Below are 13,829 nucleotides of genomic sequence, written 5' to 3' on the forward strand. Positions count from 1 at the left end.
GGTGCCGTCCGCGGGGGAAGGAGTGGGCCGCGCCGACCCGAATACGGCGCGGCCCACTCGGCGGGGTCACTCCATACGCGCCCGTCGCGTAGCCACGAAGGCGCCTCCGAGGAGGAGCATCGTGGCGCCGAGTCCCCCGAACCACAGGCCGTCGAAGCCAGTGCTCGGGAGACCGGGGCGTGACCCCGGTGCGGCGGCGGCCACCGCGGTGACCGTGAAGGCGGTGGCCTCGCGGTCGAGCGGCAGGTCGCCGGTCACGGATCCGGAGAGCTCCACCCGGTGGGCACCCAGCTCGATCGACGAGTCGACCGGGAAGGTGAGGGTGGCGTTGCCGGAGGCGTCTGCGACGACCGGCGTCAGGGCGAACGGCGTCGAGAAGACGGTGGCCGAGACGGTCTCGCCGGGCTCGAAGCCGGTGGCGTAGACCTCCTGGATCACGCCCGTGTCTCGGACGATCGTCGAGTACTTGACGGTCGCCTGACGCTCGTCACCGGCGTCGGTGTCGCCGTCGGCGTCGGCCGCTGTGTCGGCGTCGGCCGCTGTGTCGGCGTCAGTCGCGGTGTCGGCGTCAGTCGCGGTGTCGGCGTCAGTCGCGGTGTCGGCGTCAGTCGCGGTGTCGGCGTCGGCGTTGAGGTCGAGGTCGGTGCCGTCAGCGGCGGTGTCGGCAGCGGCGTCCACGTCAGCCGCAACATCGGTGTCGGCAGCAGCATCCGTGTCCGCAGCAGCATCCGTGTCCGCAGCAGCGTCCGTGTCAGCGGCAGCATCGACGTCAGCCGCAGCATCCACATCGGCCGCAGCGTCAGTGTCAGCAGCGGCATCCGTGTCGGCGGCAGCGTCCGTGTCGGCGGCAGCATCGACGTCAGCCGCAGCGTCCGTGTCAGCAGCGGCATCCACATCAGCCGCAGCGTCCACGTCCGCAGCAGCATCGACGTCCGCAGCAGCATCCACGTCCGCAGCAGCATCCACATCGGCAGCAGCGTCAGTGTCAGCAGCGGCATCCGTGTCGGCGGCAGCATCGACGTCCGCCGCAGCATCCGTGTCGGCAGCAGCATCCACATCCGCAGCAGCATCCACATCCGCAGCAGCGTCCGCGTCGACATCAGCAGCAGCATCCGTGTCAGCCGCAGCATCCGTGTCAGCCGCAGCATCCACATCGGCCGCAGCGTCGGTATCGGCAGCAGCGTCCACATCCGCAGCAGCGTCGGTATCGGCCGCAGCGTCCACATCAGCCGCGGCGTCCACGTCAGTCGCAGCGTCGGTGTCAGCAGCAGCATCCACATCCGCAGCAGCGTCCGCGTCGACATCAGCAGCAGCATCCGTGTCGGCAGCAGCGTCCGTGTCGACATCAGCAGCAGCATCCACGTCAGCCGCAGCATCCGTGTCGGCAGCAGCATCCACATCGGCAGCAGCATCCGTGTCGGCGGCAGCGTCCACATCAGTCGCAGCATCCGTGTCGGCAGCTGCATCCACATCCGCAGCAGCGTCCACATCAGTCGCAGCATCAGTGTCGGCAGCAGCGTCCACATCAGCCGCGGCGTCCACGTCAGTCGCAGCGTCGGTGTCAGCGGCGGCATCGACGTCCACGTCGGCGTCCACATCGGCAGCAGCGTCCACGTCGACCGCAGCGGCGTCGGTGTCGACGTCGACCGCTCCGTCCTCGATGGTGACCTCGGACTCGGCCGGCGTCTCGGAGACGTCGCCCTCGGCCGTGACGGTGACCGGGCCAGGCGTGTAGTCGTCCGGGATCGGCAGCTCGACGGAGAAGGAGCCGTCGGGGTTCGTCACCACGGTGACCGACGGTGCGCCTGGGATCGAGACCGTGACGGTCTCCCCTCCGGCGAAGCCCGTCCCATCGACCGTGACCGTCTCACCGGGCAGCACCGAGGACGGGTCGACCGTGATGGCCGTGTCGTACGCGAGGACCTCGATGATCGTCGTCGCCGGCTCGTCCGATGCAGCACCGAGTGCCGTCACCGTGACGTCGCCGAGCGCGTATCCGTCGGGGACCGGCAGGGTCACCGTGAAGCCGCCGCCGGCGTTCGTCACCTGCGTGACGACCGGGGCGCCCGGGATCGACACCGTGACCGTCTCGTTGGCTGCGAAACCCGATCCGGTGATGACCGTCGTGTTACCGGCGATCAGCGCGTCCGGGGAGGCGGTGATGACAGGCGAGAACACGATGGCGGTGACCGTGACGGTCGCGGTGGCCGGCGTCTGCGACACCGCTCCCTCCGCCGTGACGACCAGCGGGCCGACGGGCGCGTTCGCCGGGACCGTGATCCCGACCGAGAACTCGCCGGCACCGTTCGTGGTCGCCGGGACAGCCGTGCCACCCGGGACCGTGACCGTGACGGACTCGTTCGGCGCGAAGCCGGTACCCGTGACCAGCGTCGCTCCGCCGGCCGTGACCGTGCTCGGCTCGGCGGTGATCGCCGTCTCGTAGGCCTCGACCGTGAGCTCCGCCTCAGCGGGCGTCGCCGAGGTCTCACCGACTGCGGTCACCGTGACCGGGCCGGCGGGCGTTCCGGGCGGCACCGGCAGCGTCGCGGTGAAGCCGCCGTCGCCGTCCGCCGTCACCACGACGGGGTCGCCGCCGGGGATCGAGACGCTGACCGACTCGTTCGGCTGGAAGCCGGTACCGGTGACCGTGGTGGTCTGGCCCGGGTTCACCGTGTCCGGTGTGAGGGTGATCGCCGTGTCGTAGACCGTCGCCTCGACCGTGACGGTGGTGGTCGCCTCGGTCGCCGAGACGACGCCGAGTGCCGTGACCGTGACCGGACCGGTCGCGAAGCCCTGCGGGACGGCGAACGTCGTGGTGATCTTACCGTCGGCGTTCGAGGTGACCGTCACCGGCGCGAGGCCGGGGAAGGTGACCGTGACGCTCTCGTTCGGCGCGAAACCGGTGCCCGAGATCTCCGTCGAGGTGCCGCCGGGGACCGTCGCCGGGTCGGCGGTGATCGTCGGCGTGTAGACCACGTCGACCGTGAGGTTCGTCGTCGCAGGGGTGTCGGACGTCGCACCGAGCGCGGTCACGACGACCACGCCCTCGGCGTAGTCGGCCGGCACGGGCAGCGACACCGAGATGGTGCCGGTCGCCGTCGCCGTGGTGGTCACCGGGTCGGCGCCGGGGAACGAGACCGTGACGCTCTCGTTCGGTGCGAAGCCGGTGCCGGTGACGAGGGTGCTGGCACCCGCGACGACGGTGGTCGGGTCAGCCGTGATGGCCGTGACGTAGGTCGTGGCCTCGACGGTGAGCGTCGCCGTGGCGGGGGTCGCCGAGACGGCCCCCGTGGCGGTGACGGTCACGGGTCCGAGCGGGAAGTCCGCCGGGAGGTCGACGCTCACGGAGATCTCACCGTTGCCGTTCGACGTGGTGGGGATCGGCGTCGCGATGCCCGGGACGGTGACGCTCACCGCCTCGTTCGGCGCGAAGCCGTCACCGGTGACCGTGGTGCTGCCGCCAGGGGCGACCGTCGTCGGGTCGAGGGCGATCGTGGTCTCGTAGGCCTCGACGGTGACCGTCGCGGTCGCGTCCGTCGCCGAGACGGCGCCCGTTGCGGTGACGACCAGCGGTCCGGCCTCCGTGCCCGACGGGATCGGCAGGGCGGCGGTGAAGCCGCCGTCACCGTTCGCCGTCACGACGACCGGCGTGCCACCGGGGATGGAGACCGAGACGGACTCGTTCGGCGCGAACCCGGTACCGGTGATCGTCGTCGAGGTGCCGGGGAGCAGCGTGTCCGGGTCGGCGGTGATCGCGGTCTCGTACGGAACCACGGTCACGTCGGCGTCGGCGGGCGTGTTCGACGTGTCACCGGTCGCGGTGATCGTCAGTGGCCCAGCAGGCGTTCCGGCCGGGATCGTCACGGCCTGGGTGAAGTCGCCGTCACCGTTCGTCGTCACGGTGACGGGGTCGCCGCCCGGGATCGTGATGGTGACGGTCTCGTTCGGTGCGAAGCCGGTGCCCGTGACGGTGGTGGTGCCGCCCGGGTTGACCGTCGTCGGATCCACCGTGATCGCCGTGTCGTACACGACCGCTTCGACGAGGACCGAGGTCTGCGCCGGCGTGAGCGACAGGGCGCCCGTGGCCGTGAACGTCACGGTCGCGGGGACGAAGTCCGCGGGGAAGGCGACCACCTGGCTGATCTCACCGAGCCCGTTCGCCGTGGTCACGACGTCGTCGAAGCCGGGAGCCGAGATGGTCACCGACTCGTTCGCGACGTAGCCGGTGCCGGACAGGATCGTCGAGTCACCGGGGTTCAGTGTGGACGGCGTCGCGGTGAGGGTCGTGTCGAACGCCTCGACGGTGATCGTCGCAGTGGCGGGCGTGTTCGACACTGCTCCGACGGCCGTCACGATGACGGGACCGGCGGGGGTGCCGGGCAGGATCGGCAGGATGGCGGTGATGTCGCCGTCCGGGCCGGCCTCCACAATGACGGGCGTGCCGCCGGGGATGGAGACGGAGACGGAGACGGACTCGCCGGGCAGGAAGCCCGTTCCGGTGACGGTGGTGCTGCCGCCGGGAAGGAGCGTGTCGGGGTCGGCGGTGATCGCCGTGTCGTAGACCGTGGCCTCGACCGTGACCGTGGTCGTCGCCTCGGTTGCGGAGACGACGCCGAGGGCGGTGACCGTGACCGGACCGACCGCGAAGTTCTGCGGGACGTCGATGGTGGTCGTGATCTCACCGGCTGCGTTCGACGTGACCGTGATCGGGTCGAGGCCCGGGAAGGTGACCGTGACGCTCTCGCTCGGAGCGAAGCCGGCGCCCGAGATCTCGGTGCTGGTGCCGCCGGGGACCGTGGCTGGGTCGGCGGTGATCGTCGGGGTGTAGACGACGTCGACCGCGAGGTTCGTCGTGGCCGGGGTCTCGGAGACCTCACCGAGGGCGGTCACGACGACCGTGCCCTCCGCGTAGTCCGCCGGGACCGGGAGCGACACGGAGATGGTTCCGGTCGCCGAGGCCTGCGTGGTGACCGCGGGCGCACCGGGGATGGAGACCGTGACGGTCTCGTCGGGCTCGAAGCCGGTACCGGTGACGAGCGTGCTCTCCCCCGCGACGACGGTCGTCGGGTCGACCGTGATGGCCGTGACGTAGGTGGTCGCCTCGACGGTGAGCGTCGCCGTGGCCGGGGTGGCCGAGACGGCGCCGGTGGCGGTGACCGTGACGTCGCCGAGCGGGAAGTCCGCCGGCAGGGTGACACTGACCGTGATCTCGCCGTCGCCGTTCGCCGTGGTCGTCACGGGCGTGGCGAGGCCGGGAATGGTGATCGAGACGGACTCGAGCGGAACGAAGCCGGAACCGGTGACGACCGTGCTGCCGCCGGGGGCGATGGTCGCCGGGTCGAGCGCGATGTCGGTGTCGTAGGCCTCGACGGTGATGTCCGTCTCGGCCGGCGTCGCGGAGACCGCGCCGGTGGCGGTGACCGTCAGCTGGCCTGCGGGCGTACCCGACGGGATCGGCAAGACGGCCGTGAAGCCGCCGTCGCCGTCAGCCGTCACGACGACGGGCGTGCCGTCTGGGAAGGAGACGGAGACCGACTCGTTCCCGGCGAAGCCGGTGCCGGTGATGGTGGTCGAGTTGCCGGGGAGGAGCGAGGCCGGGTCGGCGGTGATGGCCGTGTCGTACGGCAGCACCTCGAGGTCGGCGGTCGCCGGGGTGGCGGACGTCTCACCGGTGGCGGTGACGACGAGCGTGCCGGTCGGCGTGCCGGCAGGGACGGGCAGGTCGACGGTGAAGCCGCCGTCGCCGTCCGCCTCGACGGTCACCGGGGTGCCGCCCGGGTAGCCGACGGTGACCGTCTCGCCGGGCAGGTAACCCGTGCCGGTCACGGTCGTGGCGTTACCAGGGATGAGCGACGTCGGGTCGAGCGTGATGGCGGTGTCGTAGATCGTCGCAGTGACGGTGACGACGGTGGTCGCTTCGGTCGCGGACACGGCGCCGAGCGCGGTGACCGTGACGTCGCCGACCGCGAAGTCCTGCGGGACGGCGATGGGGGTGCCGATCGCGCCGAGTGCGGTGGCGGTGACGGTGATCGGGTCGAGGCCGGGGAACGTCACGACGACGTCCTCGCCGGGCGCGAAGCCGGCGCCGTTGATGATCGTGGTCGTGCCACCCGCGACCGTGGCCGGGACGGCGACGATCGAGGTCTCGTAGACCACGGTGAGGTTGGTCGCGGCCGGGGTGTCGGACGTCTCGCCGAGCGCGGTCACGACGACCTGGCCTGCGGCGTAGTCGGCGGGGACGTCGAGGTCGACCGAGATCGTGCCGGTTCCAGTGGCCGTCGTGGTGACCGGGTCGACGCCGGGGATCGAGACGGCGACGGTCTCGCCCGAGGCGAAGCCGGTGCCGGTGATCGTCGTGGTCTCCCCGGCGACGACGCTGGCCGGGTCGGCGGTGATGGCGGTGACATACTGCGTCGCCTCGACGGTGACCGTCGTGGTCGCGGGGCTGGCCGAGGAGGCGCCGGTCGCCGTGACCGTCACGGGGCCGAGCGGGAAGTCCGCCGGGAGCGTGAGGCTCGTGGAGATCGTGCCGGTGCCCGTCGCGGTGGTGACGATCGGGTCGGTGAGGCCGGGGACGGTGATCGACACCGACTCGCCGGGCAGGAACCCGGTGCCGGTGATCGTGGTGCTGCCGCCCGGAGCGATCGTCGCCGGGTCGGCGGTGATGGCGGTCACGAAGGGCGCGACGACGAGGTCGGTGGTGGCCGGGGTGGCGGAGGTCGCACCGGTGGCGGTGAACGTCAGGGTCGCCGGGGTGAAACCGGCGGGGATCGCGACGCTCTGGCTGATCACACCGGCGGCGTCCGACGTCGTGGTGACCGGGTCGAGCCCGGGCGCGGTGATGGTGACCTGCTCGTTCGCCGCGAAGCCGGTGCCGTCGATCACGGTGGACTGGCCGGGGTTGACCGTCGCGGGCGTGGCGGTGATGGCCGTGTCGTAGACGACGAGCGTGCCGCGCACCGAGGACGACGCGAGGTTGACCGTCGCGAGCGAGATCGCCGGGACGAGGGAGATCTGCACGGCTCGGACGGTCGCCGATCCTGCCCCGAGGTCGCCGGTGGCCGGTTGCACGTTGGCGGTCACGTCGGCGACGAGTCGCACGATGTTCAGGATGGGGCCGACGACGTTCGCCGCCAGGCCGCCGGTGATCCCGTTGAGACCGGTGTTGAGCGTGTTCAGACCGGTGAACGCGGTTCCGACGACGCCCTTGACGAGGTTGAGGACGAGGTTGACCACGCCGTCCAGCGTGAGTCCGAGGGTCGCGAGGATCGGGTTCAGCACGTTCGGGAGGAGCCCGGCCGAGGTGAAGGCGGCAGTGCCGTTCTGGACGGCGCCGAGCGTCGAGTCGAGCGACAGGGAGATGACCGGGACCTGCGTGACGACGACGTTCGTCGTGACGTTGCCGGTGACCTGGATACGCGTATTGTTCACGGCCGCCTGCAGGCCGGCGGACACGGCCGTGACCTGTGCGGTCACCGCTGAGGTGATGGCTGCGGCGATGGCGGCACCGATCGGGCCGGACAGCAGCGAGGTGTTCGGCGGCAGGTCGTTGAGGTCGGGCAGCGTCGGGTCGTTCGCGAGCAGGGTCGCGAGGTCGACGGTCACGGCGCCCGTGAGGAGGTTGACGGAGACCCCCGTCGCCGCCGACTGCGACGCCTGGGTGGTGAGGATCGTGTTGACCACGGTCGACAGGTTCGGCGGGGTGACCGTCCCCGTCGCAGCCACTCGGAGCACGCCGATGAGGTTCGCGTTCAGCGCCGTGTTGAGCGCCGACGTCAGCCCGTTGAGCGTGGTCTGCAGCGGCGGGAGGAGGCCCGTCACCTGCGTCCCGACGTTCTGCACGAGCGGGCTCTGGAGCGTGAGCGTCGCACCGGAGATCTGGTAGTCGGGAACGGCCGTGGCGCCGCCCGTCTGCGAGATCGTGGAGGCGAGGGCGCCGAGGCTGAGGGAGAGGTCGCTGAGGATCCCGCCGGTGGGCGTCCCGACCCGGCCGAGCAGACCGGTCAGGTCGAGTTCGGCGTCCGCCGGCGGAGCATCGGGTCCACCGATCGAGACGCCACCCTGGTCGGTGACCGCGCCTGAGCCGGCGATCGCGTCGCCGTTGTCGGCGGCGGACCCGTACTGAGCGACGGCACCGAGCTCGATGACGCCATTGGCACCGAACAGTTGGAGCGAGCTGCCGAGGTCGACGCCGAGGGTGTTGAGCACCTCGGCCGACAGCGGGTTCGCGGCGACGGGGTGGACACCACTCGGGTTCTCGGCGCGGGCACCGGCGACCGCGGCGAGGGCGTCGAGGTTGATCCCGGCCGCCTGTCCACCGAGGAACCGGCCGAAGCCGTCGGAGACATCGGTCGGGGCCGCTGTGGCCGCCGTCGTCGATCCCATGGCGATGACCGTGCCGACCACGGCCATGGCCGCGACCTTCCACGCACGGCCTCGGCCGAGGATGCTTCGCTGCTGTTCCCCCACGGTGGAACCCTTTCTTCGGTGCACGGGCGAACCCGCGACTGGCGTCGATCCCGGCCAATCTATGGGCGGGCTTCCCTGTCCCCCAGAGGAGGGACCCGAACCTCCGTAGTGCCGGATGGAAAACCGGTACTGGCCTCCGCAGTGCGATGCGGCGCCGCGCGACGCCGGGTTTCGATCGGTCCCGGAGACCCTCCGACGCATCATCGGTAGCGGGGCTCCAGTGCAATCGGATCCATCCGTGCCATGTCATCGATGACGGTTGAGAGATAACCCGCACCGGCCGGGGGTTTACCCCCGAGTGGGGTGCGTAGTTTCTACTGAGAACGCTCAGTTAGGGCTGCGGAAGCACTCAGGGATTACGGATAATGGGGCATCCGACGGAGTATTCGCAGCGTCCCTAGTGATGCGGATCCCGTCGTCCTGACGGAGCTTGAGGGGGCTGCGATATGGAAGAACCGGTTGCGACGGCAGTGGAGCGAAAGCCACATCCGAGGTCGGCCGAGCAGGTCATCCCATGAACCCGGGTGCGCATCGGTTCAGTGGCGGCGCGCGGTCCGCCGCGTCGCCCACCCGTCGCTCCGGCGAGTTCCGCCAATCCGCCACCCGCGCTCCCGCCCAACCGAGCGGTCGAGCGGCCGCGATCGCCCGGATGACGGCGCTCATCGCGAACCGGACCAGCACGCTCCTCGTCGCACCACCCGGCTACGGCAAGACCTTCACCGCGGACGCGATCGGACGTCGGATGCACGAAGACGGACGCCCGGTCATCCACGTGTCGGGTGCGTCACGGGACGCCTCGCACACGCTGAGCGACTGGCGCACGGTACCGAGCGGTGCCGTCTTCATCGTCGACGACGGGGCGAACCTCCACCCGGCGAGCCTCGCCGACATCATCGAACTCTCGCGGTCGCGTGAGCAGGTCGCCCTGGTGACGCTGGAGCAGGAGCTCGCCGGACTGCAGGGGCGCGGCGACGAGTCCGCCGATCGGCTCCTCGCCGTCTGGCGGACCGGGTCGCTCACACGGATCGACCTCCCGGCGCTCGACGGGTTCGAAGCCTCGGCGATGGTGGACGAAGCCGCCGACGACGCGGTCCTCGACGACATGGCCAAGGCCGTCATCGTGCGGTTGAGCAACGGCTCGCCACGGCTCGTGCATGAGCTCACGAAGGACGCGCTCGAGACGGGTGGGGAGTTCTACCTGCCGCGCAGCATCCTCTCGCTCGGGGTCGCGGGGGTCTCACCGCGAGTGCACGACCTCACGGAACCCCAGCTCTCCCGGCTCGAGGACGAGGGCCGGTACGCCTTGGTCATGTTGGCGAAGCTCGGCCCGGTCCCCTACTCGCGCGCGATCCGCCTGCTCGGCGAGCACCAGTTGCACGCGCTCCTCCGGCTCGGACTCGCGCGGCACGACGGCTCAGGCCAGGACCGCATCGTCGCCGACGAACTGCACGCGTGGTCGGCACTCGCGGAGTGGCGCCACAGCGGACGACTGCACCGCCACGACCGCGTCCAGCGGACGCTCATCTCGGACCTGCGTGGCGGTGCCCGTCTCACGCCGAACGAGTCCTTCATCCTCGGCCGGTACTGGCTGGCGGCTCCGCACACCGAGCTGGACGAGGGGTTCGAGTCCCTCACGATGGCCCGCACCTTCCTCGAGGCGGCGCACGTCGCGAACGTCTCCGGCCTCGCCGAGGACGGTCGTCTGCTCGCCGAACGCGCGTACACCTGGCGCCCGTCCGTGGCAGCGGCGCTCCAGTGGTCACGGTCGCTCGCCATGCTGGGCGACGGTGACGGGGCTCAGCGGGTCCTCGAGGTCGATCCCGCGGCCGATTCCGACGAGGACATGCAGGCGGAGGTCGTGAGTTGGCGGGCGACCCTCGATCGCTGGTCCGAACGCACCTGCGCGCAGGAGCTGACGGAGCAGGAGGAGCACAGCCGCCTGCTGTCCCAGCGCATCCTGATGGTCGAGACCTGGCGCGACCAGGATCGGCAGGAGCCGACCGAAGGCGATGCCGTCTTCTGGAAGGTCCTGCGCGACGTCGACGCCGCGCAGTCCTCGCGACTCTATGCCGCCGCTGCGCTCGTGACCAGGCTCGGCCTCAGGCTGCCACCGTCCGAGCTGCGGGAGCTGCTCCAGCTGGGTGACGCCGTCTACCGGTCGGTGCCCTACAGCGCGGCACGGCCACTGTCGCACGCCTTGCGGGATGCAAGCGCCATGTATGTGCTGTCGGCCGGCACCATCCGCCTGCTCACCGGACTCTCCTGGGCCGGCTTCGCGCGCTACATCGACGAGTTCGTCGCTCGTGCCGAGCGCGGGACCGGGCGCCTGGCGACGACGGACCAGTGCATCGTCGGGATCCTCGGAGCCCAGTTGGCGTTCTTCGACGGCCGCCCGGACCGAACCGTGGCCGACCTCCGGGTCGTCGAACGGCTCCTCGACTCGACCGTTCCGCCCGAGGTGCACACGCAGACCGCGCTCCTCCTCGTCGGTGCTCTCGCTCAGACCGGCGAGCTCGAGGAGGCGACGGAACGGCGAGCTGCCGAGGACGAACGCCTCATCGCCGCCTCCACGGTCCTCTCCTATCTGGCCGACATCGCCGACTTCGGTCTGCTGATGGCAGGCGGTCGCGTCATGGACGCCCGGGATCACCTGCGTCGGCTCGCGCAGGACATCCGGAAGCCGCTGACCCAGCGGATCTACTCCGCGAGCCTGGCCGCCGCGTCCGGCGCCGACCTGTCCGAGACCCTGTCCTGGGTCGTGGACGCTCGATCGCAGGAGCTCACGCCCCTGCAGGCGTCGCTCATGCTGCACCTCGATGCCGGCGCCGCCGGCGACGCGAGCCGCGCCGAGGAGGCCGCCTGTTCGCTCGAGGAGGTCGGAGCGCGGCACCGGGCGATCGGGGCCCATCTGCTCGCAGAACGGCTCCACGAGGCACAGGGGCGACTGCAGCACGCCCGCCGTTGCGCGGAGCGGGCCGCCGAACTCGTGGGTCCCACGCCAGGCGCCGCTGCGGATGCGGAGGCCCGACGGACCCCGCTCGCGCATCCGTCACCGGTGTTCTCCACCTACCGGGCGGAGAACACCGAAGAGACGGTGCCGATGGAGCGCACCGTTCCAGTGGAGCCGCCCTCGACACACGCTCCCCTGGCCTACCTCTCCCGCGGGCAGACGGACACCGGCCAGGAGACCGCCGGGGCCGACTTGAGCGCGCTCACCCGGCGGGAGCTGGAGGTCGCCCTGCTCATCGCGCAAGGACTGAGCAACCAGGAGATCGCGACGCGGCTCTTCCTCAGCGTCCGCACCGTCGAGTCGCACGTGCTCCAAGCACGGACGAAGCTGGGCGCGGGGAGACGGCGCGACCTCGGCCGCCTGGTCGCGCAGTCCTCGCAGCGTCAGGCCTGATCCCCTGAGCGGGCGACGCAGCGCGGTTCAGCAGTTTTCTCGGTAGCGTCCGGCGATCCCAGTACCCCACTACTGGTTACAACCGTCAGCCTGCTGCCTATCGTCCTGAGAGTGTCGTGAGACGCGCGGAGATCGTCTCCGCACGCCCGACACCAGTGGTGACGCGAGCCGTCACCGGCGGACTCCAGGGGGCTTCCATGACCATCGACACCAGCACCGAGGCCCCAGCGGCCACCGCCACCGACGCGCCCGTCCGCGGCCAGCGCAGCAAGCGGGCGAAGGCGATCCTCGCCGGCGGCCTGGTGCTCGGCGTCGGTGCGGCGATCACCCTCGCGGCCTGGAACGACTCCGAGTTCGCGACCGGGATCTTCGCCGGTGGTGGCTTCGGCATCGAGGGCAGCACGGACGGCACCGCGTTCACCGAGCACCCGACCGAGGCTGCGGCCGCCCCGCTCACCTTCGCGGTGGAGGCCGACAACCTGGCGCCCGAGGAGCCCGTCTACGCCGGCTTCGCCGTGCAGCTGACCGCCGCGTCGACGTACGCCGGTACGGTCGACATCACCGCCACGAGCGGCGCCGCCATCGCCTCCTCGCTCAGCTACTCCGTCGTGGAGACCACCACCTTCGGCTGCGACGCCGCGAGCTTCGCCGCCGGCGACCCGCTCGTGACGGACGCCGCAACGACGTCGAGCACGGCAGCGGACATCTTCACGCTCGGTGCGGTCACCACGCCAGTGTTCCTCTGCTTCGAGGTCACCCCGGCCGCGACGCTGCCGCAGTCATCGCCGAGCGGCACCGTGGTCTGGGAGTTCGCGGCCGAGTCCACCACCCCGCTGCCGTAACCCGCGGCGGGACGGCGATCATGGGACGACACACACCGGCGGCGGGGAGGCACCACCGCCCCGCTGAACGACGGAGCACGTCGCGCTACACGAAGGCCAGAGCGGCCCTCGCGGCAGCGCTCGTGCTGGGCGTCGGGACCTCGCTCACCCTCGCGGCCTGGAGCGACGACGAGTTCGGAACGGCGACCTTCGCGGCGAGCACCTTCGCCGTGGAGTCGCAGACCTCGTCGTCGACCTGGGCGGCGCACGAGGCGGCGAACCCCGCGACGTTGGTCTTCAACGCGACCGCCATGTCGCCAGGACTCTCGCAGTTCGCCTACATCGACATCCGCACGACCGCCGCGACGAACATCGGCGGGACGGCGGCGCTGTCCGCGGTCTCGGCGGCGACGGGCACCCTCCTGCCGCAGCTCGAGTACCGCGTGGTCACGACGGCGGCGGGCACGGCGTGCAACGCCGCCGCGTTCACCTCGACGACCGTCCCCGCGTACACCGCGTCGCTCTCGACGGGCACGGCTCCGCCGACGGCGACCGGTGCACTCACGGCGGCCGGAGGTTCGACGGTGCGCTTCTGCTTCGACGTGCGGGTGAAGGCCGGCACCGCCTCCAGCTTCCAGGGCGGGACGGCGTCGGCGACATGGCAGATCACCAGCACCTCCAGTTCCTGATCGGAGCACCGTGACCCGACCCTCCACGGAAGCGATCGACGCCACCGAGCGGCAGCAACCCCGCCGCTCGGTGGCGTCGATCGTCGGAAGCACCCTGCTGAACCTCGCCGCCGTCGGCGGGGTGGTCTGCATCGTGCTCGTCATCCTCGCGACCTGCTTCAACATCACCCTCATCATGTTCAAGACCGGTTCCATGAGCCCGACGATCCCCACCGGCTCACTCGCGCTCGTCCGCGAGATCCCCGCGTCCGACATCGCGGTCGGCGATGTGGTGACGGTGGATCGCGCTGGTCAGCTGCCGGTCACCCACCGCGTCACCTCGGTGACCGGCGGTGTCGACACCGCAGGACCACAGCGGACGATCACCATGCAGGGCGACGCGAACCTGTCGGAGGACCCCGAGCCGTACACCGTCTCGACGGTCCGCATCGTGCTCGCCTCGGTCCC

Annotated in this window: 5 protein-coding genes; 4 read left to right on the forward strand and 1 reads right to left on the reverse strand. The window is 71.0% G+C overall.

The annotated features are described in order from the left end of the window. Positions 1-66 precede the first annotated feature (66 nt). Positions 67-8,469, reverse strand: coding sequence for a hypothetical protein (locus tag IFT89_RS15075; RefSeq protein ID WP_202939366.1), 8,403 nt, complete (start codon positions 8,467-8,469; stop codon positions 67-69). A gap of 514 nt (positions 8,470-8,983) precedes the next feature. Between IFT89_RS15075 and IFT89_RS20620 the strand changes: the two genes are divergently transcribed. From IFT89_RS20620 to IFT89_RS15095, 4 genes are all read left to right on the forward strand, one after another. Next, positions 8,984-11,872, forward strand: a complete 2,889-nt coding sequence (locus IFT89_RS20620) for a LuxR C-terminal-related transcriptional regulator (protein WP_274605591.1) — start codon at positions 8,984-8,986, stop codon at positions 11,870-11,872. A gap of 197 nt (positions 11,873-12,069) precedes the next feature. Further along, positions 12,070-12,714, forward strand: a complete 645-nt coding sequence (locus IFT89_RS15085) for a SipW-dependent-type signal peptide-containing protein (protein ID WP_213014290.1) — start codon at positions 12,070-12,072, stop codon at positions 12,712-12,714. Between the two features lie 20 nt (positions 12,715-12,734). Further along, a complete protein-coding gene (locus IFT89_RS15090; protein WP_202939367.1) occupies positions 12,735-13,382 on the forward strand; it encodes a SipW-dependent-type signal peptide-containing protein in 648 nt (215 codons plus the stop codon). A gap of 10 nt (positions 13,383-13,392) precedes the next feature. Next, positions 13,393-13,829 (forward strand): signal peptidase I (locus IFT89_RS15095; RefSeq protein WP_202939368.1); only part of this gene is annotated, 437 nt, incomplete at its 3' end.

The sequence above is a fragment of the Plantibacter sp. CFBP 13570 genome (assembly GCF_014841395.1).
Classification (GTDB): Bacteria; Actinomycetota; Actinomycetes; order Actinomycetales; family Microbacteriaceae; genus Plantibacter; species Plantibacter auratus.